General features: G+C 30.4%; 26 protein-coding genes and 1 riboswitch. Of the genes, 9 read left to right on the forward strand and 17 right to left on the reverse strand.

Annotated elements, in window-relative coordinates; all coding sequences use genetic code 11:
- Positions 1-22: 22 nt before the first annotated feature.
- The 3 genes from L1S47_RS13660 to L1S47_RS13670 form a co-directional block, all read right to left on the reverse strand.
- Complete coding sequence (locus L1S47_RS13660) at positions 23-661, reverse strand: TetR/AcrR family transcriptional regulator (RefSeq protein WP_238884089.1); 639 nt, start codon at positions 659-661, stop codon at positions 23-25.
- Between the two features lie 34 nt (positions 662-695).
- A complete protein-coding gene (locus tag L1S47_RS13665; protein WP_238884090.1) occupies positions 696-1484 on the reverse strand; it encodes an alpha/beta fold hydrolase in 789 nt (262 codons plus the stop codon).
- A 218-nt stretch (positions 1485-1702) separates the two neighbouring features.
- The gene (locus L1S47_RS13670) at positions 1703-2611 is read right to left on the reverse strand and encodes a ketopantoate reductase family protein (protein ID WP_238884091.1); all 909 of its coding nucleotides are present in this window, start codon (positions 2609-2611) and stop codon (positions 1703-1705) included.
- A gap of 149 nt (positions 2612-2760) precedes the next feature.
- On the opposite strand from L1S47_RS13670, the gene L1S47_RS13675 reads away from it, so the two are divergent.
- Positions 2761-3312: a TetR/AcrR family transcriptional regulator gene (locus L1S47_RS13675; RefSeq protein ID WP_238884092.1), complete on the forward strand. Its 552-nt coding sequence runs from the start codon at positions 2761-2763 to the stop codon at positions 3310-3312.
- A gap of 399 nt (positions 3313-3711) precedes the next feature.
- A complete protein-coding gene (locus L1S47_RS13680) occupies positions 3712-3813 on the forward strand; it encodes a putative holin-like toxin (protein ID WP_238884093.1) in 102 nt (33 codons plus the stop codon).
- 261 nt (positions 3814-4074) lie between these two features.
- Here L1S47_RS13680 and L1S47_RS13685 read toward each other — a convergent pair whose 3' ends face one another.
- The 13 genes from L1S47_RS13685 to L1S47_RS13745 form a co-directional block, all read right to left on the reverse strand.
- The gene (locus L1S47_RS13685; RefSeq protein ID WP_238884094.1) at positions 4075-4857 is read right to left on the reverse strand and encodes a hypothetical protein; all 783 of its coding nucleotides are present in this window, start codon (positions 4855-4857) and stop codon (positions 4075-4077) included.
- A gap of 194 nt (positions 4858-5051) precedes the next feature.
- The gene (rlmH, locus tag L1S47_RS13690) at positions 5052-5531 is read right to left on the reverse strand and encodes a 23S rRNA (pseudouridine(1915)-N(3))-methyltransferase RlmH (protein WP_238884095.1); all 480 of its coding nucleotides are present in this window, start codon (positions 5529-5531) and stop codon (positions 5052-5054) included.
- Positions 5532-5682: 151 nt separating this feature from the next.
- Entirely contained in the window at positions 5683-6306 is a 624-nt protein-coding gene (locus tag L1S47_RS13695) for an HAD family hydrolase (RefSeq protein WP_238884096.1), read from the reverse strand.
- An 18-nt stretch (positions 6307-6324) separates the two neighbouring features.
- Positions 6325-7359, reverse strand: coding sequence for an ROK family protein (locus tag L1S47_RS13700; protein WP_238884097.1), 1035 nt, complete (start codon positions 7357-7359; stop codon positions 6325-6327).
- 136 nt (positions 7360-7495) lie between these two features.
- Positions 7496-8929, reverse strand: a complete 1434-nt coding sequence (locus L1S47_RS13705; protein WP_238884098.1) for an MFS transporter — start codon at positions 8927-8929, stop codon at positions 7496-7498.
- A 97-nt stretch (positions 8930-9026) separates the two neighbouring features.
- Positions 9027-10160 carry a PLP-dependent aspartate aminotransferase family protein gene (locus L1S47_RS13710; RefSeq protein WP_238884099.1) on the reverse strand — a complete coding sequence of 378 codons (1134 nt, stop codon included), beginning with the start codon at positions 10158-10160 and terminating at the stop codon, positions 9027-9029.
- A gap of 5 nt (positions 10161-10165) precedes the next feature.
- Positions 10166-11326, reverse strand: a complete 1161-nt coding sequence (locus tag L1S47_RS13715) for a PLP-dependent aspartate aminotransferase family protein (RefSeq protein WP_238884100.1) — start codon at positions 11324-11326, stop codon at positions 10166-10168.
- An 85-nt stretch (positions 11327-11411) separates the two neighbouring features.
- Positions 11412-11528: riboswitch (SAM riboswitch) on the reverse strand.
- 99 nt (positions 11529-11627) lie between these two features.
- Positions 11628-12269, reverse strand: coding sequence for a lactate utilization protein (locus tag L1S47_RS13720; RefSeq protein ID WP_238884101.1), 642 nt, complete (start codon positions 12267-12269; stop codon positions 11628-11630).
- 98 nt (positions 12270-12367) lie between these two features.
- Positions 12368-12871 carry an SEC-C metal-binding domain-containing protein gene (locus L1S47_RS13725; RefSeq protein WP_238884102.1) on the reverse strand — a complete coding sequence of 168 codons (504 nt, stop codon included), beginning with the start codon at positions 12869-12871 and terminating at the stop codon, positions 12368-12370.
- A 114-nt stretch (positions 12872-12985) separates the two neighbouring features.
- Positions 12986-13144 carry a CxxH/CxxC protein gene (locus tag L1S47_RS13730; RefSeq protein ID WP_238884103.1) on the reverse strand — a complete coding sequence of 53 codons (159 nt, stop codon included), beginning with the start codon at positions 13142-13144 and terminating at the stop codon, positions 12986-12988.
- Positions 13145-13160: 16 nt separating this feature from the next.
- On the reverse strand, positions 13161-13952 hold the full coding sequence (locus L1S47_RS13735) for an MBL fold metallo-hydrolase (protein WP_202765916.1): 792 nt from the start codon (positions 13950-13952) through the stop codon (positions 13161-13163).
- A 17-nt stretch (positions 13953-13969) separates the two neighbouring features.
- On the reverse strand, positions 13970-15232 hold the full coding sequence (locus L1S47_RS13740; protein WP_238884104.1) for a UDP-N-acetylglucosamine 1-carboxyvinyltransferase: 1263 nt from the start codon (positions 15230-15232) through the stop codon (positions 13970-13972).
- 347 nt (positions 15233-15579) lie between these two features.
- On the reverse strand, positions 15580-15741 hold the full coding sequence (locus L1S47_RS13745; protein WP_202765914.1) for a DUF1540 domain-containing protein: 162 nt from the start codon (positions 15739-15741) through the stop codon (positions 15580-15582).
- 130 nt (positions 15742-15871) lie between these two features.
- On the opposite strand from L1S47_RS13745, the gene L1S47_RS13750 reads away from it, so the two are divergent.
- The 5 genes from L1S47_RS13750 (at position 15872) to L1S47_RS13770 (ending at position 19668) form a co-directional block, all read left to right on the forward strand.
- A complete protein-coding gene (locus tag L1S47_RS13750; protein ID WP_238884105.1) occupies positions 15872-16420 on the forward strand; it encodes a 2'-5' RNA ligase family protein in 549 nt (182 codons plus the stop codon).
- Positions 16421-16556: 136 nt separating this feature from the next.
- Positions 16557-17033, forward strand: coding sequence for a dUTP diphosphatase (locus L1S47_RS13755; protein WP_238884106.1), 477 nt, complete (start codon positions 16557-16559; stop codon positions 17031-17033).
- Between the two features lie 113 nt (positions 17034-17146).
- Positions 17147-17575 carry a DMT family transporter gene (locus L1S47_RS13760; RefSeq protein ID WP_202765911.1) on the forward strand — a complete coding sequence of 143 codons (429 nt, stop codon included), beginning with the start codon at positions 17147-17149 and terminating at the stop codon, positions 17573-17575.
- A gap of 9 nt (positions 17576-17584) precedes the next feature.
- Positions 17585-18400, forward strand: coding sequence for an MBL fold metallo-hydrolase (locus tag L1S47_RS13765; RefSeq protein WP_238884107.1), 816 nt, complete (start codon positions 17585-17587; stop codon positions 18398-18400).
- A 74-nt stretch (positions 18401-18474) separates the two neighbouring features.
- Positions 18475-19668, forward strand: coding sequence for a S8 family serine peptidase (locus tag L1S47_RS13770; protein WP_238884108.1), 1194 nt, complete (start codon positions 18475-18477; stop codon positions 19666-19668).
- Positions 19669-19727: 59 nt separating this feature from the next.
- Here the strand turns inward: L1S47_RS13770 and L1S47_RS13775 are convergent, their stop codons facing one another.
- Positions 19728-20978, reverse strand: coding sequence for a peptidoglycan DD-metalloendopeptidase family protein (locus L1S47_RS13775; RefSeq protein WP_238884109.1), 1251 nt, complete (start codon positions 20976-20978; stop codon positions 19728-19730).
- 221 nt (positions 20979-21199) lie between these two features.
- On the opposite strand from L1S47_RS13775, the gene L1S47_RS13780 reads away from it, so the two are divergent.
- Complete coding sequence (locus L1S47_RS13780; RefSeq protein ID WP_202765907.1) at positions 21200-22195, forward strand: DnaD domain protein; 996 nt, start codon at positions 21200-21202, stop codon at positions 22193-22195.
- Positions 22188-23177, forward strand: coding sequence for an ATP-binding protein (locus L1S47_RS13785; protein WP_238884110.1), 990 nt, complete (start codon positions 22188-22190; stop codon positions 23175-23177). Before L1S47_RS13780 ends, L1S47_RS13785 begins: the two co-directional genes overlap by 8 nt.
- Positions 23178-23341 lie beyond the last annotated feature (164 nt).

Here is a 23341-nt window from a genome sequence, read left to right on the forward strand (position 1 = left end):
ATCTTCAAGAAAGTGAGTTTATTCAATTATATTCATCCTTATAAAATACCTTTCTTAAAACTACTACGTATTCCTTTAATTTAGTATAAAATTCATTTCTGCTATCATATCCATAATCATCTAAGGATTTATATAATAAGTTAGAGTTTTCTAAAATTCCGTTAAGGGCCATATCTATAATTTCAAGTGCCTTTTGTTTATCTATATCGTCACGAAATAAAGATAAATCTATATCTATCAAGGTTAACTTTTCTGAATACTCCTTTAATCTTTTATAACGCTCATCAATATCATTTTTTAATTCCTCTGGTGTATTTATAAATACAGATGCAAAAAATTTATACACAATTGGATTTTCTGTAGAAATAGAAATTTTTAATTCTTGCCATTCTAAAATACGCTGAAAAATATCAGGGTTATTAATTTTTATTTTATCCATCATATAATTTAAATAGTATTCTATTGCATAATCTGTAACATAAAGATACAAGTTCTTCTTGTTAGCAAAATAATTGAATAATGCACCTTTTGAAATATCAGCCTCTTTAACAATATTATTTGTAGAAGCCGCCATATATCCTTTATCAGCAAATTCCCTTATGGCTGCTTGTATTATTTTATCCTTTTTATCATCATTTAATTTATCAAAATTTTTATACAAACCATCACCTCAAAGTTATAATAATATCATTCATTTATAATTCAAAAAACTGCTCATTTTTAATACTTCTATTGTTTAACCAGGCTCTTATAATCTCATTAAAACTATCAAACATAACCCAAGGATAAGTATGTAATCCATTTTTTATAATTATACCCTTAGCATTAGGAAGAATATTTATTATATCAGTGACAGATTGCTTCATTGCTTTGGGTTCCTTTCCGCCTGCAACCACCAAGGTAGGAACATATATATTTTCTAATTCCCTAGGAATATTCAAATGTTTATATATTTCATCATAAATTCTAAACAGCGTCTCAGGAGTCATATCTTGAAAATCTTTTTTTAGATAATCTGAATTAATATCCGGAGGAAATTTAAATTGTTTAACTTGAAAATTCAATATCCAATTTACTTTAAGCATTTCTACTGTAAGTTTATAAATTACAGGTTTATGTGTAAGCTTCATAAACGGTATAGGCCTGCATAATGCACTAGCAATAACTGCATGATCAATAATTTCTGGTCTACTATTTAATAATTCTATAACAATTTTTGCCCCCAAAGAATGTCCAACAACATTTACTTTTTTACCTTTAGCAATTTTTTCAACAAGCTCAACAATTAGCTTAGCACTATTTATTATAGATATTTCTCCACTATTTATTGTTTTACCATGCTCTGGCAAATCAGGAACAATGCAATAATAGTCCTTGAAATGCTCTAATTGCTTTTCCCACATCCAACCACTTATTCCTCCACCATGAATAAAAATAATAATTTCCCCCTGCTTATTCCCTGACTCTTTAAAATATAAAGACATATTACCCCTCCTTGACCACATGGTCACTTATAATTGTAATGTACCATATATTTACTATGTGGTCAAGCGATGATTTAGCTGTTGTTTATTGGACATCAACATTTGTAGTTGTAAAGCCAACAAAAGACATCCTGATTTCTTATCTTAAGAAACCTGTTGATAATTTTAAAATAAGTATGTTATCTATTATTCCTGTCTTTCTTTGCATTTTTTCTTTCTTATGGTGTGATACCTTTTTGACTTAAAAACTTCAATAAATCGTTATTAAGTTTCACAACTTCGTTATTTGCATTATTCGCATAATCCGGTAGCATCATATCCTTCACCATTTTAGTTCGTAGCCACATCATAAAGAAAAATTCCAGAATCAAATTTGGAAATTTAAGCACAATTTTAAATGCAGATGGATTAATAGATACTCCAGCTTTTTGTATTGCCCTTAAATATGCTTTTAAAGTGATTGTTATTTTGTGTGCCGTCTTTCTGGTTCTTGCTGTTTTTTCATCACTTATCCTATTTTCAAAATATAAACCTCCCAAAAGTGCAATGTCCGATACTGAATGTGTTATTAGATACGCTTTCATATCCTTATTAATTGCATAGGGAAATTTTGCTGCTTTAAATAATTTTGCGAGATTTTTTACACGATCTGTCTCTAAACCACTTATTTCTCCAAACATAGTAGCTATTAAACCCTTTGGTGGAATTCTAGCATACAATATTCCATCTTTAATCTGTCCGCCAACACTAGGAAACCCTGGTAACAGTCTATCTCCAACAATATCTTGCCAGGTCGAAAACCCAATTGAACTGTTTGTCATCGTAACTATATTTTTGCTTTGATTGTCTTTCAGTGCTAACAACGCTGATTCGGATTGATCGTAACGGACTGTAACGAAAATAAAGTCATATACATCATCATTTTCAAGCTTATCAATGACATTAACTTTTATAGATTTAACCGTACTTTTTTCATTATATTGTAGCCCATTTTCTTTCAATGTTTTAAATCTATTAGAACGTGCAAACATAGTAACGTCAAGCCCAGCTTCAATGAATTTCATTGCGTATATGCTCCCTATAACACCTGCACCAAAAATTAAAATTCTATTTTGTTTTACTGACATAAAAACCACTCCTACTTATTGATAATATCCTCTATTGACTATAAGACAACGCGTTGTATAATAGGATTGTAAATCTTTATTATGGCTTTATCAACCATCAGTTTTTTATTATTTGTTGGATGATATTTTTGCCCACTAAGGAGGATAAAATGAAAAAACAACCCGAAATTACAGAAAAAACTAGACAAACGTTTATAGATGTTTTTTGTGAATTATATAGTCAAAAGCCCATTGAAAAAATCTCGGTTAAGGATATTACCAACAAGGCGGGGTATAACCGTAGCACATTTTATCAATACTTTGCTGATATTTACGAATTGTTAGACTTTGTTGAAAATGATTTATTGAACTACATGAAAAGAGAATTAACGAATGAGAAAGCATCTACGCATCCTATCGAAAATGCGTTTCATTGTTTGGAAAATAGCGAGCATATCTTAGCTCTCAAAGCCCTTTTGAGCGATTATGGAAGTATTCGTTTCTTAGAACGCTTGAAAAAAGAAATTCCCTTTGATGGATTGGGATTAAACTTTCCAGAATATAATTCCTTAACGCCATACTTGATTGAGTTTTACATATCAACATCCCTTTCCTTATTTCGCCTTTGGATAAGACAAGAAAAGGATTTATCGTCAGAAGAATTGTGCAAGTTAGTAGATAACCTATATAAAAATGGGATAACAACCTATTCTAAAAAATGATGACCATATTCCTGCGAGCTACTAAAATGCACAAACTTTACTGTTGATATATTTCCGATTACTACTGAACTCCAAATCAGCAAAACTTCCTACCAGTCGGGATGTTTCCATGCAACGAAAAAAGTGGCAAAGTCAATTTTATAACCAACCTTGCCGCTTTACTATATTCTTAGAAATGCTGTGAAATCAAGACAACATTCTCAATGAGAGCTGTATGTGGAAACACACAAATAATCGCATTTACTTATGGTACGTTTCACCGTATCAGTAGCAAGTGAGGTTTTTCCATTTTATTCTTGTGTTTACGTTCTACATAATTATGGTATAATCCTAAAGTACAATTAGTTGAATGTGGGCTACTGGTATCACTCACCTTTCTTGTGAAAGGAGGTGATACATGTGAGTAACAATACTTTAATGTTACTATTTCAGACAGGATTATTTTTACTAGCACTACTAACATTTATAGTGTTACTTATTGATAAAATGTCAAAAAAATAGTAGCCCCGACTCGCAATTGGATGCTACTATTTTTTATTTCTATAAAATATAGTGATACCAGTTGCCTAAGCAACTAGAATTGTATATTTAGTAGAGTGTTAGCGCACTCTACTTTTTTATTTTCTGCATTTCTTACTTATATTATATCAAACTTTTATAAAAAATAAACACAAATAATTTTTTAATATTTAACACCCCTATAAATCTGGAATTTGTTTAATTCATGAAATTAGATTATAAATTGTTCTCCCCAGACTATTTTTATTTCAATAACGAATATATCAATTTAACAATGGTCAATCCGTAATCAACAAAGAAGTTCTTTTGATCTTCCGAATAGGAATTTCTTTCTGCTATTGCTTCATCTGTAGCATGCCTAAAGCAATGCATTTTCTTTCTATAGCTTGTCACTATATCGTTAGAAATATAATCAAAACAAATCTTAGAATAATCAGGTGTGATAAACTTTCCATTCTTCTTTAATAGGTTTTCTATCAAGTTTGCTATCTCAGCAAGTTTTTCATCTGTGCTCATATTATTGAAAGATGCTTGTCGATTTGATATCTCAACAAACTTTTGATTTATCAAATTATCTATATCAATATGGCTAGATTTCAACTCGAAGGTAAAACTTGCAACAAATTTTCTTCTAACTGCATATCGAACGGTCCCATTATCATCATCTCCCTGGGCAATAATTCTGTTTCTTATTTCTCCATAAGTAAAGTCACTAGGGTCTACAGGCGGTCTCGCTAACACTCTAGGAAATTCTTTTATCTCATATCCCATTTTATATAAATAATACGTTATAAGATAAAACCAACATTTATTTTCACTACTAGAAAAGTTCACCTCTGGCTGACATAATTCCCTGAATTTTGTTATCGCTTCCTCTGCATCATACACTTCAAATTCATAATCATCTACTTCCTCATATCCACTAAATATATTGTATATCCTATTAACATTCTTAATTGAATCATGAAAACGATAATGATATTCTGCTTCTTGTATATTTTGAAAATAAAATTCTTTTAAATCCATCCTAACGCTCCAAATCTTTTAAGTAATTCTATAATGTGTCTTCATATAATCATCACTATAAATTCCAATTTATCTTTTACTTTAAACTTATTATAACATAATTTGTAAATCAAATCTTACTTATGATACAGTATTTTCACCTATAAAAATAGCCTTAGACAAGTCATCTCAATGCCTAAGGCTATAAACTTCCGTTATTTATGATACGGTTCACCCTTCATTATCCTAAATCCTCTATAGATCTGCTCCAACAACATAACTCTAAATAGTTGATGAGGGAAAGTCATCTTTGAGAAACACAACTTATAATTTGACCTACTTAAAACTGCCTTTGATATTCCTAAGCTTCCGCCTATTATAAAGGCAATGTTTGAGTTCCCCATTACTCCTTGGTTTTCTATATAATTTGCAAATTCTTCTGAACTTAATTGCTTTCCTGCTAAGTCCATTGCTATAACAAACATATTATCCTTAACTTTATTTAATATTGCTTGCCCTTCCTTCTCCTTGATTGCTTCTTCTTCCTTCTCTGAAGCATTATCAGGAGTTTTCTCATCCTGAAGTTCTATTATCTCAAGCTTACAATACCTAGACAATCTCTTTGCATATTCATCTATAGCATCTCTTAAATATTTTTCTTTTAATTTTCCAACTGTAATAATTGTTATATTCATTTTCTTCTCCTTTTGTATAGAGTTCTATAATAATTATATCCTAAAATAAAAAGAGCGCTATACCAAAAGCTTGATATAGTGCCCCTTATTATTAAAAGCTCTTAAGTTACGCTAGCCCTATACTATTACGCCTTAATACGCTTACAATAAGCTAACTTAGAAAATAATTAGTTATTTCTTCTGGTTTATTAAATACAAGTTTGCATTTAATATCATCTGTTTTCTCTGCATATCTACAGTGACCAAACAACATTCTCGCAGCACTAGCTGCTTCATAATCCACTAAGGCATCCCCAAGGTATATTGCCTCTTCACCTTGAATCTTTGCTTTTTCCATTAACTTTAATAATGGATCTGGATTTGGTTTGTGTTTTTCAGTATCATCCTTACATATAAACACCTTAAAATATTCTAGTATGCCTGCTTCCCCAAAGTCTTCTACTAATTGAGCTTTAGTTTTAGATGTTACTATTCCTAAGGAATATCTTTCGCTTAGTTTGCTAAGCGCATCTTCTATTCCATCAAATATATAATTAAATTTTGCATACTTCTTTACATTATCACTCCACTGTTTCCAAGTGTCTTTGATTAATTCTTCTTTTACTCCAAGTTTACTTAATGCCTCATCTCCTGGTATTCCCATTAAATATCTTAGCTCTTCTTTTGAGTATTCTCTCCCATGTAAATCTTTCATAACCTCCTGCAAACCTAAAAGATTCGATAAAGCAGTTTCTATTAAAGTTCCATCTACATCAAAAATAATCCACTTAATCATAAACTTTCTCCATAAATATTATTTAATCTCATTTTTAATAAGCTTAATACCACTATTCATAGCTTCATTAGTTAAATAAGCTATTCCATCTAAATAATCATCACCACTATCCTCTGACATTATTATCTTAGGAATTACATTATTGGGCACATAGGTTTTACATTCTTCCTTTATATCTTCAATAAGATTTCTTCTAAGAGAATCTCCCCCTACCACAATAAAAGCAGGATTAATAATACAATTTACAGTCGCTATAACCTGAGCAATAATCCTTACATAACTTTTGTCATCTGGATTGTTATTTAATACCTTTATTAGATGCCCTTCTGTTCCTATTGGTATAAACCCTAATTCTCCTGCAAAATTATTTTCTCCTCTTACAAGCTTTCCATTTGCTATTATTCCAGCTCCTACTCCTATTTTTGTGAAATTTATATATGCAAGATTTAGGGAATTAATATCTACTTCCTTCATTTCTTTTATATAATTCATACTAAAGCCTAAGGCTATAGCATTTAAGTCATTTTCAAGTATAACTGGTATGTTATATTTTTGAGAAAGATATTCCCCAACATTTGATTTACTCCAATTGTTAAGATTTCTCCCAGAAAAAAAGTTTCCCTTATCAACTACTCCAGATACCCCTATTCCTATTGCCTTAATTTTATATACTTTAAACATATCTTCTATAAACTCGTATATAGATTTACCTTCTGCTTTAATGGATTTCTTCTCTACAATATCTCCCAATTGATTATACGTTGCATAATTAATATTTCTATCATCCATATAAAAAGATAGCGAAAACCTATTTCTTAAATTTAAAGCATATCTCTCAGCTCTTCTTCCACCACTTGAATCGTCATAGCCTACACTAACTATTTCTTTATCTATAATTAATTCTTCAATTAATGTTCTTACTGTTGTTGTGCTTATACCTGTATATTTAACAATTTCTGCTCGTGTTGCAGTGGTTTTTTCCTTTAAAACTTGTTTTATTAGCCCACTATTAACTTCTTTCATTATCTTTGGATTTCCTGATAACTTATTCACACTCACACATCCTAAATATAAATTAAACTTTTGTCGGATACTTTTAAAAGTATCTAATATAAGTATATTCCTTTTATTTTAGAAAAACAACCCTATATAGAAAAAGAGTTGGATTATGTAAATCCAACTCAATGTTTTATTCATTTGCTTTTCTCTTCTTTGCACCATAAAGTCTATATGCCGTAAGTATTGCACCCAAAACACATATAGTTGCTGCTGAATAATAAACCCATCTCATTCCATATATAAATACATCATCTCTCCCATTTACGTAACTAGTAACATGATATCCTATCTTTGCACTCATTCTGTTATATAAAAGTGTTGTTGATAAGGATACTCCAAATACCATACCTAAATTTCTTACTAGTGCATTTATGCTTCCTGCGATTCCTAGTTTATGCTTAGGCACTGTTGACATAACCAATGAATTATTAGGGGATTGGAACATACCATTTCCCAAGGTCATGATAGCTATAAACATTATTAATAAGGCTATAGCTGAATATTGATTTAAGGTTCCAATTAAAAATAACCCTATACTTGTTAATATTAAGCCTATAAATGTTAGCACTTCAGACCCTATTTTATCTGATAAATATCCACTCATCGGAGCTACAACAGCTAATATTATAGGCGATACCATCATAAGTATTCCTGTAAATGACGGTGTAAGCTTCATAACATCCTGTAAATAGAATGGAAGTATTATATTAGAAGAGCCAATAGCTACAAAAGAAATAAATGCACAGAACACACTTAATGAAAACAACTTATTACTAAAGAGTTCCATATGTAAAAGTGGTACAGATATTCTTCGTTCTGCGTATATGAAAACAATGAAAGCTACTACTGCTATAATAAATCCACCTATTATGAACTTATTATCATACCCAATTTCTTGTCCTTGAACTAATGCTCCAAATAATGAAATTATTGAAATCGCAAATAATAATGCTCCTTTAATGTCTAAAGGTTCATCAACAACTTCAGATGCCTTAGGTAAAGTATTCATTGCCATAATGAATGCTATTATTCCTATAGGAACATTTATTAGAAATATATATTCCCAACTAAATGCAGATACTATAAATCCACCTAAAGGAGGACCAACCATAGAGCCTAATGCTACAAAGGTTCCATTAAGTCCAAGTGCTCTTCCTCTTTCACTCGCAGGGAATACATGAGTAATTATTCCTTGGTTTGTTGCCATTGTTCCTGCTGCTCCTATTGCTTGAATAACTCTCGCTATTACAAGCATCACTAAAGAATTAGCTAAACCACATAATAATGATCCAGCGGTAAAGATTACTATTCCTATTTTAAACATCTTAGTTTTACCTTTGATGTCTCCAAGTCTTCCAAATATTAAAATAGTTCCTACAATAATTATTAAATAACTTGATACCACCCATCCAATTGATGCCATACTAACTGATAACTTCTTAGCCATAACTGGCAATGCAACATTTACAATACTACTATCTAATGTTGACATAAAAGTTAGTAACACTGTAGTAAATAATATCGTCCATCGTCTCTTATATACTGCATTATTTGTTTGCTCCATATATATTCTCCTTCATATGTTTGATCTATAATAAGCCTAAAAACAGAGACTCAAATTTTATTGAATCTCTGTTTTTAGTATTTTATCATAACTTAGATTATATTATAGCTTTACTAAAACTTTCAACTAAATCTTCAAATTCTTCAAGTCCAACTGATACCCTAATTAATGTATCGCTTACTCCAAGTGCTTCTCTCTCTTCTCTTGGAATTGCTGCATGAGACATCTTAGCAGGATATGAAACTATAGTTTCTACTCCTCCTAATGATACTGCAAAAGCTGCATTTTCAATATTATTTAAGAAATATTTTGTTTGTTCTAAAGTCTTAAACTTAAAAGAAAGCACTGCCCCTGCTCCTGATGCTTGAGAAAAGTGTATTTCTTTTCCTGGATGTCCTTCTATTCCTGGATAATAAACCTCTTCAACTTGTTCTTTTTCCTTTAACCACTTAGCTAGTTTACCAGCTGTTTCTTGATGAACATCTAATCTTACCTTTAAGGTTTTAATTCCCCTAAGTAATAACCAGCAATCCTGTGGTCCTAATATAGCCCCGAAAGAATTTTGAATTGCATATATTCTATCTGCTAACTCCTTATTTTTTGCTACTGCTAAACCACCAACTACATCACTATGCCCGCCTATAAATTTAGTTGCACTATGTACCACAATATCTGCTCCTAAGTCTAAAGGTTTTTGAAGATATGGTGACATAAAAGTATTATCTACTATAACAAGTATGTCCTTTTCTTTTGCTATTGAGATAGCTCCCTTTAAATCAGTTATCTTCAGTAATGGATTTGAAGGTGTTTCTAAAAATATTGCTTTTGTATTTTCTTTAATAGCCTTTCTTATATTATCTACATTAGAAGCATCTACAAAAGTAAATTCTATATTGAATCTGCTTAAAACTTTAGTAGTTATTCTATAAGTTCCCCCATAAACATCTTCACAAATTACTATGTGATCTCCTGCAGAAAATATTGATAAAACTGACGAAGTAGCTGCCATTCCTGATGAAAAGGCAAACCCTTTATATCCATTTTCAAGCTGTGCTATAGTATTTTCTAAAGCTTCCCTTGTAGGATTCCCACTTCTTGAATAATCATATTTCCCAAAGTTATCGATATCTCTTTGATGATAAGTTGATGCTTGATATATTGGTATACTTAATGCCCCAGTTTCTTCATCTATTTCGTTGCCATTATGAATTAATTTTGTTCCAAATCTCATTTATATCACCCCAACGCATATTCTAAATCTTCAATTAAATCATTAACATTCTCAATTCCAACTGAAAGTCTAAGAAGTGTTTTTGTTACCCCAAGTTTTTCTTTTATTTCATCTGGAACCTCTGCATGTGTCTGAGTTTGAGGATATGTAATCAAACTCTCTACTCCCCCCAAGCTTTCTGCAAAAGTTATAACCTTTACTTTCTTTAATACCTTTGCTACATCCTCAACGCTTTTAACTTTAAATGAAATCATTGCTCCAAAGCCTGTAGCTTGCTTTTTAGATATTTCATATCCCTTAGATTCTGGGAGCCCCACATAAAATACCTCTTCTATCTTTGGATTCTTCTTTAAGAATTCTGCGATTTTTATAGCATTTTCCTGACTTTTCTCCATTCTTATATGAAGAGTCTTAATACCTCTTAATAAAAGCCATGAATCAAATGGTGATAATGTTGCCCCAGTAGATTTATGATAAAATCTTAGTTTTTCATCTATTTCCTCATCATTAGTAGCTATGAAGCCTGCTAGTGTATCATTGTGTCCTCCCAAAAATTTAGTTCCACTATGGACTACAATATCAGCTCCTAAGTTTAATGGTTTTTGGAAATATGGCGTTAAAAACGTATTATCTACTATTACCTTAAGTCCCTTTTCTTTTGCTATTTCAACTATTGCTTTTATATCAGCAACCTTCATCATAGGATTTGATGGAGTTTCAACAAAAATTGCTTTAGTATTTTCTTTTATATTATTTATTACATCCTTTAGATCTGTAGTATCAACAAATGTATGTTGAATTCCAAATGGTTCATAAATATCTCTAAATAGCCTAAAAGTACCTCCATATAAATCATCTGAAACTATAATATGATCTCCTGCCTTAAACAAATTAATTATAGCGGTTATGGCTGCTACCCCTGTAGAAAAACCAATGCCCCATTTAGCTCCTTCTAACTTAGCAACCGTACTCTCTACTTCTTCTCTCGTTGGATTCTGAAGTCTAGAATAATCATATCCAGTACTCTCATTTAAACCCCCATGTTTAAATGTAGCTGTTTGATAAATTGGAAAACTTATTGACCCTGTTAATGGATCAAAGCCTTTATCTCCATGTACTGCTGTCGTTTCAAATCTTAATACGTTTTTTTCACACTCTCCACACATATATAATGCCCCCTTAATATTTTTGGAAAATAAAAAATGCCAGAGAATAAACCCTGACATTGTGATAAACAGCAACAGAAATCTATTCTCATCTACCAGTTAATTAAAACTGCAGGAATTAGCACCAATACATAAGTTAAATGGAACCTACGCTGGTTGCTGGGCTTCATAGGGCCAGTCCCTCCACCTCTCGTGATAAGATTATAAAATTATTATTTAATTTATAAGTATTATATACACCTTTTGGTTTTTTTGTCAAACCTTTTTTAGAAATCCTAAAATATATATCTTGAATTCTATCCTAATATCCAAGCTCTTCATTTAGGAAAATTACGTGAATTCTATCCTTATTCCCTTGGCTTTTTATCACTGTATATTCTCTACAGAGTCTATCTGGAGATTTACAATCCATGCAATAACCAACTCTTGCGCAAGGTGTAGCCTTATTAAGCCTTTTAGCATTTGCTGGAGCTGAAACTGTTCTGTTTCTCTTTATTGCCTCATCTAAGTCCTTAACTATTTTATTAATTCCTGCTACTATTATTACCTTATCTGGTCCATATAACATCGCAGCTACCCTATTACCATTTCCGTCAACATTATATATTTCACCACTTTCAGTTATTGCATTGGAGCTAGCAAAATATGCATCACTAAAAAATGATTGTCTAAATATATTTTTTATTTCTTCTCCTGTTAAGCCTTCCTTATATCTATCTAAAAAATCATATCTACCACTTCTTAAGTGTTCTATTATTCCAGTTTCAAAAAGTGTCATTGACCCACCACAAGCTACTTTTGAACCTTCTTTAACAATTTCCTTGATTTTATCAATTAACTCTTCCTTAGAATTTACAAGGTACCCATTAATATTGTTTTTATTTAATGCATCAATTACTCTCTCAATTTTTTTCTCTTTAACATAGCTTATATTACTATCCATAACTATCACCCTCCTAATGATATTATTATAACACCAAAATAAATCCAAAAAAAATAAGAAATCCCTTTAAGGATTCCTTATTTATAATTACCTTTATGTTATTTTCCTGCTCCACAGCATTTCTTATATTTCTTTCCGCTTCCGCATGGGCAAGGATCATTTCTTCCTATTTTATTTTCATTTCTTACTGTTTTAGAATCTTTGTATTTTCTAGCTATTTCTTCTCTCTTTTCAACAGAGAAAATTCCATCCCATTGTGGTAACTCATACAAATATTCAGCCTTAGCATCTAACATATTAAAGTATAAGTTTTCAAAATCTATGTCAAAATTTAATTCTTCTTCTGCAGTAATTTTTTCTAAATCAAATGGAGTCTTTAAACTATCATTAATACCATCTACAAATCCCATTACAAACTCATTAGATGCATTAAATTCTTTAGCTAAAGCTTCTATACTTAGTTTGGCTACTTCATTATGATTAGCTAGTAACTTTCTGTATATTCTAGTTTCTATATCGCTATATTCTTCCCAAAAAGCTTCTTCTCCTCTTGTTTTAACGTATTCCACAACCATATCGGTCCATTGTTTGTAAAGACTCATTTTATCTTCTCCTCTTCCTTAATTATGTTTATTATAGGACTTTTATAAACTTAATCAACTGCTCCGATCAAAATCCTATGAAAAATTATACTAAAGCTTATATGTAATAGCAAGTTATCCCTGTTTTTCCAAAGAATAGCTAGCATCTTTTTTACAAAAACTACATATTCCTTCTTGAACTTTCTCCAAGATTGGAAATGTTTCTTTCTCTACAATGAATTCGTCTAAAGCTTCATCTATATGTTCCTCACAAGCTAATATTTTATTATCCATATAGTTTTCTCTCCTTTTAGAATTCTATATAATTACTAGGTCTATGTCTTTCAGCAATTGCAACTCCAAGATCTACATTTACCTTAATGTTGTTTTCATTAAGCACATTAATTACTGTTTGATATGCTAAATCAGGGTGATTATTTGTATTACTTAAGTGACCTAAAAATAAATTCTTGAGTTTTCCATTAGAAAATAAATCTACTATCGCTTTGCCACAATCTTCATTTGATAAATGGCCTATTTCACTTAAAATTCTTCTTTTTAGAACATAGGGATATGGTCCATACTTTAACATCTCAATATCATGATTGCTTTCTAGTAGTATTACCTCAGAATCTCTTATATTATCCCTTATTTCCTCTGTAAATGTTCCAAAGTCAGTTGCCACACTAGCTTGCTTTCCTTTAGAAAAGAAGGTATATCCAACTGGTCCTGCTGCATCATGTGGAATATTAAATGACTTAACACTAATATCCTTTATTTCTACAGTAGTTCGCTTGTCCATCACTCTTATATTATGTTCTTTTATTTTTCCTAAACCAGACTCCATTGCACACCAAGTAGAATCATTTGCGTAGATTGGAATATCATATTTTCTAGATATTACTCCAACCCCTTTAATATGATCTGTGTGCTCATGGGTTATAAATATCCCATCTAATTCTTTTGGACTTTGCCCTATGGATTCAAGAGCTTCATCTATCTTTTTTCCTGGAAGACCTGCATCTACCAAGATTTTTGCATTTTCTGAACCAACGAAAATTGAGTTTCCGCTGCTCCCACTATACAGTGAACAAAAAATCATCTCTTGTTCCCCCAATTTTATTCAGTTTCTATTCTTGTTATTTGGGCTCCTAGTGCTTTAAATTTTTCTTCAATATGAGGATACCCTCTATCTATATGTTCTATACTTAATATTTCTGTTTTTCCCTCTGCTATTAATCCTGCAATAACCATAGCTGCTCCAGCTCTAAGGTCTGTTGCTTTAGTTATAGCTCCTGTTAATTTCTTAACTCCATCTATAATTGCAGTTCTTCCTTCAACCTTTATATTTGCTCCCATTTTCTTAAGCTCATCTATATGCTTATGTCTGCTTTCCCATATAGATTCTGTAATGATACTTCTTCCAGCTACTGAACTTAATAAAGTTGACATTGGTTGCTGAACATCTGTTGGGAATCCTGGGTATGGTGCAGTTTTTATATTTACACCTTTTAACGGTCCCTCTACATAAACTCTTACTGAATCGTCACCCTCTTCTACCTTAGCACCCATCTCAATAAGTTTTGCTGAAATAGACTCTAAGTGCTTAGGAATAACATTCTTTACCAATACATCTCCTTCTGTAGCAACAGCTGCAATCATAAATGTACCAGCTTCAATTTGGTCCGGTATAACACTATAGTTACATCCCTTAAGTGAGTCTACCCCCTTAATTCTTATAACATCTGTTCCCGCACCCTTAACATCTGCTCCCATGGAATTCAGGAAATTCGCCACATCAACAACATGTGGTTCCTTAGCAACATTTTCAAGCACAGTAGTTCCCTCTGCTAATGTTGCTGCTATCATAACATTAATAGTAGCTCCAACACTTACAACATCAAAAAATATGTTGGCTCCTTTTAAATTTTCCGCTTTTACTCTAACTGCTCCATGTTCTATAGTTACGTCAGCACCTAATGCTTCAAATCCTTTTATATGTTGGTCAATAGGTCTTACTCCTATAGGGCATCCCCCTGGAAGGTCAACTTTTGCTTCTTTAAATCTTGCTAAAAGTGCACCAATAAAATAGTAAGAAGCTCTCATTCTTCTCACATCTTCTGTGCATGCATCTACGCTTGCAATTGTTGTTGCATCTATTTCTAATGTATTTCTATCAATTTTATTTACAGAACAACCTAATCCCTTAAGTATTCTTTCTAAACAATGTACGTCCTCTATGTCAGGTATATTATCGATTAAACATTTATTTTCACTAGCTAAAATGGCAGCTGGTAGAATGGCAACCGCAGCATTTTTGGCACCATTAATCTCAACTTCTCCTCTTAAGGAAATGCCTCCCTCTATAACTAATCTTTCCATTTATATTCACCCTTACTAAATTATTTATAATATAATTTTAAAGTTCCCAAATTCAAAATAATTATCCATTTTTTCCATCAATTTCATATATTTAAGTAATTATTAATTATTTAGTGCTTATTTAAATATATCCATTAGTTTTCATTATAACATAAACAGAGAATATTTAAATAATTTTTTAGTGGTTTTTTTTAGTAATTTGTTGGGTTTAAGAACATTTTAGCAATATTTAATTTTTACGGAGGATATTTAATTAATATTATTAAAAACAAATTTATTTTATTAATGAGTTTTCATAACTATTCTAAAAAGTAAAAAAATCGAACCGCTAGGTTCGATTTTAATTATTAATAATTAGCTTCAAAGCTTCCACAATCAGTACATTCTGTTGTAGTAGCCTTCATTTCATGTTTTACTACTTGTATTTGATTTAAAGTGCAATAATCATCGTCTTTACAATGATATTTACATTCTTCTACTGTACATCCAATGCTTTCATTATGATCCATTAGTTAATCCCTCCTTTCACTCAAAAATAGTATTGTTCTTAAGAAATTTTTTTATACTAGTTTTACTTTGTAAAAATGTGATATAATCTATAGAAATGATGAAATTATTTACAATGAGTGAGGGTATAGAATGAGGTATTATCTAGTAGCATTATTTGATGATGAGTCATATAAACAAATTGAACCTATCCAAAAGAGTATTTCTAAAAAGCATAGGTTATACAAAAATCTTCCTACGCTTCATATAACTTTGGAAATTATTGAAGACCCAAATATTGAAAAGTTAGATGCAGTTTTAACAAAAATTATAAATCCATATAAGAGATTTAAGGTAGAACTTAAGGATATAATTTGTTTTAATGAACCTCATAAGTCTGTTAATCTTAAGGTGGAGAAAAAAGGATATATAAGTAGATTATCTAGAAACATAAATGATACACTAAAACTCCATGGTTTTAATGTTAGAGATAATATTGAATATTGGGATCTTCACGTATCATTAGCAAATTCAAACTTCGCTCAAAGAGAATGGAAAAAGAATGAGTATGAATTAGCTTGTAGTACTGCAAAGACTCAAGGATTCTACGATATGGCTAAAATTGATAGAATCGAATTATGGAAGCCAGTAAATAATAAAAAAGAAATGGTTATAAAATCTTATAAGTTGAAGACTTATTAATATAAGTTTTGATAAATTTGAAAAAAATTTTTCTGAAAATTCCGTGTATTCGTTTTCCCCTTCTTTTCAATATTGAAAAGATTATGTACAATATAGAAAGCAGGTTTTGCTAAGTTGAAACGGGGGAGTAAATATTATGAATTTACAAAAGTTTTTTAATGCACAAGAAGAAGCAAACAATAAGTTAATAATAAATGAAAAGCTTAGTGATTATCAATTAACAGCTAGAAGATTCTTAGCTCTTCATACAAAAATCAGCGAATTAGCAAATGAAACTAAATGCTTTAAGTTTTGGAAAGATTCTCAAGAAGAACTTATATCAAGAGAAAATGTTATGGTTAAATACATTAAATGTTTAAGTTGTATATTAAACATCGGTTTAGATAAAAAATATTCCGACTTAGAAGATATAGAAATTAGACCTAATGACTATTGCTTAAGTGATCAGTTTTTAAATATTCTTATAGATCTTAACGACTTAATAATTTCTCCCTCACAAGATCATTATAAAACACTCATTGAGGATTTTGTAAGCATCGGCATAAGTTTAGGCTATTCGGAAAAGATTATAGAAGATATGTTTTTTTCAGATATTTACAGCCTATCAAGATAGAATATACATATAACTTAATAGACGATTGAAGGCTAAGGAATATAAAAAGTTTTCCTTAGCCTTTTATATTTAGAGATTTTTTGTGGAATAATACTCTTGAGGTGATAAATCATATGGGAATAATTTTTTCTATAATTGCTGGTCTTGCAATGTCATTACAAGGAGTATTTAATACAAGGTTAAGTGAAAAAGTTGGTACTTGGGAAACAAATGCTTTTGTTCAAGGATCTGCCTTTATTGTTACACTTATAATTACTTGGTTTTTCGGCAAAGGTGATTTCAAACAATTGTTAAGTGCTAAAAAGTTATATCTACTTGGCGGAGTTCTAGGAGTAATTATTATTTTCACTGTAATGTATGGTATAAAAGATCTTGGAGCTACCTATGCTATAGGAATTATTCTAGTAGCTCAACTTACAGCTGCAGGTCTTATTGATGCTTTTGGAGTTTTTGATTCAACAAAAATAACCTTTGGTATAAATGAGATCATTGGCGTTGTTTTAATGATTATTGGAATAATAGTTTTTAAATGGAGGTTCTAAAAGTACGAAATGAAGGTATTATCAAATATTAAGTTCTTAACTACACTAACAATAAATAACATAAAAACTTACGGTAAACCCGCAGGTGTAGAGTTTAATGACCCAATTGAGAACAATTCTGTTTACTGGTATGGCCATGCTACGACAATAATAAATCTTGAGGGAAAGTTAATACTTACAGACCCTGTTATTACTAATAATTTGGGATATTTTAAAAGGCAAGTTAAGATTCCAATGAACTTAAGAACTCTAAAATTTGATTATATTCTTTTATCCCATGGTCATTCTGACCACATACATTTCTCTTCATTAATGCAAATTAACAAAGATGCTAAAGTTATAGCCCCAAAGGGATATAAGAGATTCCTAAACCTTTTGGGCTTTAAAAATGTTTTTATATTAAATCACGGTAAGGTCTATGATGATGGCATAATAAAGGTTAAGTCCATAGAAGCAAAACATGACGGAAGAAGATATTATTTAGGAAAACCAACTGAAAGTCATTCATTTTTAATTAGGGGAAAATATAAAAGTGTTTTTTTTGCTGGTGATACTGCATATACAGAGAACTTTAAAGGTATCAGTTGTGATATTGCTCTAATGCCCGTAGGATGTTATAAACCAGATAAGTTTTTAGCGATGCATTGTTCCCCCTTAGAAAGTTACAAGATGTTTGAAATGATGGATTGTCCAATCATGCTTCCAATTCATTATAAGACCTTTATTTTATCTCTTGAAGACTTTAATGAAACTTTTACTTCATTAACTTCTATTGAAGATGAAAAAGTAGCTATTGCGAAAATAGGTCAAGTAGTTAAATTCTAGCTCATTATTTATTATAGTGTCTAAATTAATATCATATATATATAATATAGAGAATTAATTTTTAGGAGTTAACTATGCTTTCCTCAAAAACCAAATTAGATTTTTCTCTCAAGAAAATAATTTCACTTAATTTATATAAAAAATTCAGAGTAATTATAAAGTGTAAAAGCTTCCTTAAGGATATTGAACGGAAAGTTGTATCTTATAATGGTACACATATTGGATCCTTCCCTGAATTAAACTTAATTTTTGCAGAGGTAAATAAGAGAGCCTTAGAAAGATTATCTGAGTTTCCACAAATTGAAGTTATTTTTCTTGATGAATTCTGCCATTTATGCGGAGGACTTTCCACTATAAGTGCTAATAGAGTACCTTCAAGCACTAAGTATATGTTAACAGGTAAGGGGATCTCCATAGGAATAATAGATTCTGGTGTATACCCTCATGAAGATTTAGTTATTCCTTCAAATAGAATTGCTGGTTTTTATGATTTTATTAATAAATATAGTTATCCTTATGATGATAATGGTCATGGGACAATGGTCGCCGGAATAATTTCCGGAAGTGGTCATTGCTCTAGAAGTTCTTTTAGAGGAATTGCCCCTGAATCTTCTATTTATTCCTATAAAGCTTTCGATTTAACTGGTAAAGGCTATATCTCAAACATATTTTTATCTATAAATTCTATTATATCTACGAATGAAATAACAAAAACTAAACTACTTTGTTTACCGTTCGAATACTTAGGAAATAGTGCTTATATTCTTGATCTTTTCTCTGATGCTTTTAAGCTGCTAATTAATAACAATATTATTCCTATAGTTCCTTCTGGTAGTATGAAAAATGACTCCTTATCAATTACAGGAATAGCTATGTTAAAAAATTGTATAACTGTAGGGGGTTTAGATACTACTAATGAGCCTAAGCCATATGAGTATTCCTCCTGTGGTTTTTCAGGGAACATTCAAAAACCAGATTTGTCTGCTGCCGCTAAAAATATAGTTTCTTTAAATACTCATAAATATTATATTCCAGAAAGAAATGGTGTTAAGATATATGCACCTAAATTAAATAAATCTTATGAAACATTTAGTGGTACTTCATGCTCTTGCGCCTATATAACTGGTTTGTGCGCACTTATTTTTGAGAATAACCCAAGCTTAGGCTTTAAGGATTTAGTTTCAATATTAAAATTATCCTGTGAATCTATCGATTATGATAAAAACTTATATGGTGAAGGTTATGTAAATTTATCAAAACTATTCTAATAAATTTACTTAAGAAAAAGAGAGCTTTACATTTACAATTTAAAAAAGCTCTCTTTTTTCTATTTAACGTATTTAATTGGATTTATAGCCTCACCATTTACTCTTAATTCAAAATGTAAGTGTGGACCAGTGCTTCTTCCTGTTGTTCCTATCCTTCCTATAAGTTCACCCTTTTTTATCTTTTCTCCAGCGCTCACAAGAATTTTACTACAGTGTCCGTAAACTGTTTCTACACCTTTCCCATGGTCTATCACTATCATATTTCCGTATATACTGTTATATCCAGTATCAGCTACAGTTCCATCAAATGCAGCTTCAATGGGATCACCTGTATTTCCGGCTATATCTATTCCGTGATGTTTAGAACCCCACCTAGCTCCATAACTTGAAGTTATACCTCCTCTTGATGGAGGATCTAAAAATGCTACGCCACTAGAAATAGGGTCTTTAGCTCCTTTATATATTATAATATCTGTTGCTTTTGTTATTACTTTTTCAGAAATTCTCTGCTCACTTATAACCGTACCATTTTCGTAGGTTAAATCTCTTAAAACTTCTTTTGTCCCAGCCTTACCTTGGATTGTATTGCTTTCTCCCCAATATAAATCTTTAGTTGAAACAATTTTAGTTGATGGCGGTATTTCTTCCTTAACAGTATTTTTTACAACTATATCTATTTTTATTAACGGATTACTTGATTTTCTATTTTCATTGTATATATTACTTGCAATAATCTCTATTGGCTCAATTTTTGATATATTTATTGTTTCATCTTCTAATTTTATATTTCCTGAAACGTCAACTTTCTTTATTTCATCTTTAGAAATCCCATTATCTTTTATATATGCACTAGCAAGCGCCTCAAATACTTGATTTTTTTCCTTATCAGATGAAACATATCCTATAGTTCTATCCCCTAAAATTAATTTTTTTGCTTTTACACTTCCCTGTAAACTTTTGAGTATATTTTCCTTAACTTCAATATCCTTTGATAATTCAAACTCTTTATTCCAAATGTTTTTAAAAACCAAGGTGGTCTTATCTATATCTGCTTCTTCATATTTACTCTTTAAATAGCTCAATACTTCCTTATATTCTTTTTTTATTTCTTTTTTATTATTTGTATAAGTAATAAATCTATCATTTATATAAACTTCATAATATCTTCTTTCATCATATATTCTATTTGAATATGTAATAAGCAACAAACATAATGCCGTTAGAACTATTATCTTTTTATCATTAATTATTTTTTTACAGAATGTCTCTATATTAACTTTTCTTGATAACTTTCTCAGGCTACACTTCATTGTTAATCCTCTTTAAAACTTTATTTTTTTAAACACAAATATTACTGTTCCCAAAATTTAAAATACTATACCACCTATTATTTTATTGTTACCTTAGTATAATAAATTGAAAATTGTATTAAGCATCTCTGTTTGTTATAATATCCTTACACTTAGAAATAATTATATTTTATATACTAGATTATCTAAGTATATAAATTTTAGTGAAAGGTAGATAGCCTATGAGTACATTTATGTTAAAAAACTCACCTGTTTCTTTCACTCCAGTAAATAATATATTTATTGAAAAATATATGCCTAAAGCACGCGGAGAGTTTGTTAAGGTATATATTTTAATGCTTAAATATATTCTGTCTGGAGAATTAGGTGTTAGTTCCTCAATTATTGCTACAAAGCTTAACCTTTTAGAATCTGATGTGATGAATGCCTTATATTATTGGCAGGAAGAAGGTCTACTAAAGCTTATACCAATAGATAAAATGAATAACTTCAATTTAGAATTTACTAGTTTTGCAGAAGAAAATGAAGAAACTTCTAATAGTATAAGTCTTCTAGATGCACTAAATACTGATTCTACTAAGGATATGTTAAAAGATATCGAAAAACTTATTGCAAGACCCTTATCCCCTAAAGAAATGACTTCTTATTTAAGTTGGCAAAAAGATTTTGGTTTTACTTCAGAGTTAATATTATTATTAATTGAATATTGCGTTTCAAAAGGAAAAAGAGACGCCCGCTACATAGAAAAAGTTGCCTTAGCATGGAATGATAATAATATAAAGACTATAGAAGATGCTCAAAACTATATTAAAAAATCTGAAGATAAGTGGGTGAAAATAAAAAATATACTTTCTTATCTTGGAATTAAAAACTCTGAAATTATGAAACCTCAAGAGGAACTTTTAGATAAGTGGATTTCTAAATACAATTTCTCACTAGACATAATATATAAAGCATGTAATATATGCTTTGAGAGATTAAATCGTGCAGATTTCAAATATATTGATGGAATATTATCTAAATGGCATGCAGACAACTTAAAGACCCTTGACTCTATTGCCGAGAAAGAGGCTGCTTATAGATCTAAAAATACAAAAAACACATATCAACCTAAAGAAAAAGAAAAATCTAAGCTTAGATTCGATAACTTCGAGGGAAGAAATTATGATTATGATTCTTTAGAAAAAAAATTATTAGGATGGGATAATGATGATTAAAGGTTATAAAGCTGAAGTTTTAAGTCTTTATGAACAAATAAGAGAAAATGAAACAAAAGCGTTAAAAGCTAGAAAACAAGAAATAGAACGACTTTATCCTGAAATAACTGAATTAGATCAGGAAATAGGAAAACAATCTTTGCACTTATCAAGAAGCATATTGAAAGCTGGTAATAATTCTGAAACTTTAGTTTTGGAAATTAAAAATAAAATTATGGATCTAAGGGCAAGGAAATACGAATTATTAGTTTCTAAAGGATATCCGCAAGACTACTTAAATATTCATTATCACTGTAATATTTGTAAAGATACAGGTTACGTAGGCGTAAATCCATGTTCATGTTATAATGCGAAGTTAGTTCAAGTGTATTATAAAAACTCTCAATTAGCTGAAGCTGTAAAAAAGAATAATTTTGATAATTGGGATATATCATTATATTCATCTCATAAAACAGATATGGAGAAATACTCTCCTAGAAAGAATATAGAAACTATTTATCAATATATTTTAAAAGAGTATATTCCAAATTTTAAAAACCATAATGAAAACTTATTATTCTTTGGTGGTCCTGGTACAGGAAAAACTTTTTTATCTGATTCTATAGCTAAAGATTTATTAGACAGTGGTTATTTAGTTCTCTATAGAACTTCTGATGAACTTATTAAGAATTTCAGAGAAATCAAATTTGATAACAATCGTGACTTAGAAGATCTTCTGATCAATTGTGATTTGCTTATTATAGATGATTTAGGTGCAGAACAGATAACTGAGTTTACCATAACTGAATTATTTAATCTTTTAAATGCTAAACTATTAAGAAATAAGAAGATGCTTATTTCAACTAATCTTTCTCTTATTGATTTAGCGAAGAGTTATACTGAAAGAATTAGTTCAAGGTTAATTGGAAACTTTAAATTATGTAAATTTTATGGAGAAGATATAAGAGTTAAACTTAACTTAATAAAACCAAATAAAAGTTAGAGTCTTGAAATTCAAGGCTCTATTTTTTTGAATAAACTTTAAACTATTATAAATAGCAAAAAAAGTCTTAGTAACACTAAGACTTTTTCTTTGGCGACTCAGAAGGGGCTCGAACCCTCGACCTCCGGCGTGACAGGCCGGCACTCTAACCAACTGAGCTACTG

The sequence above is a fragment of the Clostridium sp. YIM B02551 genome, assembly GCF_022324735.1.
Taxonomy (GTDB): Bacteria; Bacillota; Clostridia; order Clostridiales; family Clostridiaceae; genus Clostridium_T; species Clostridium_T paridis.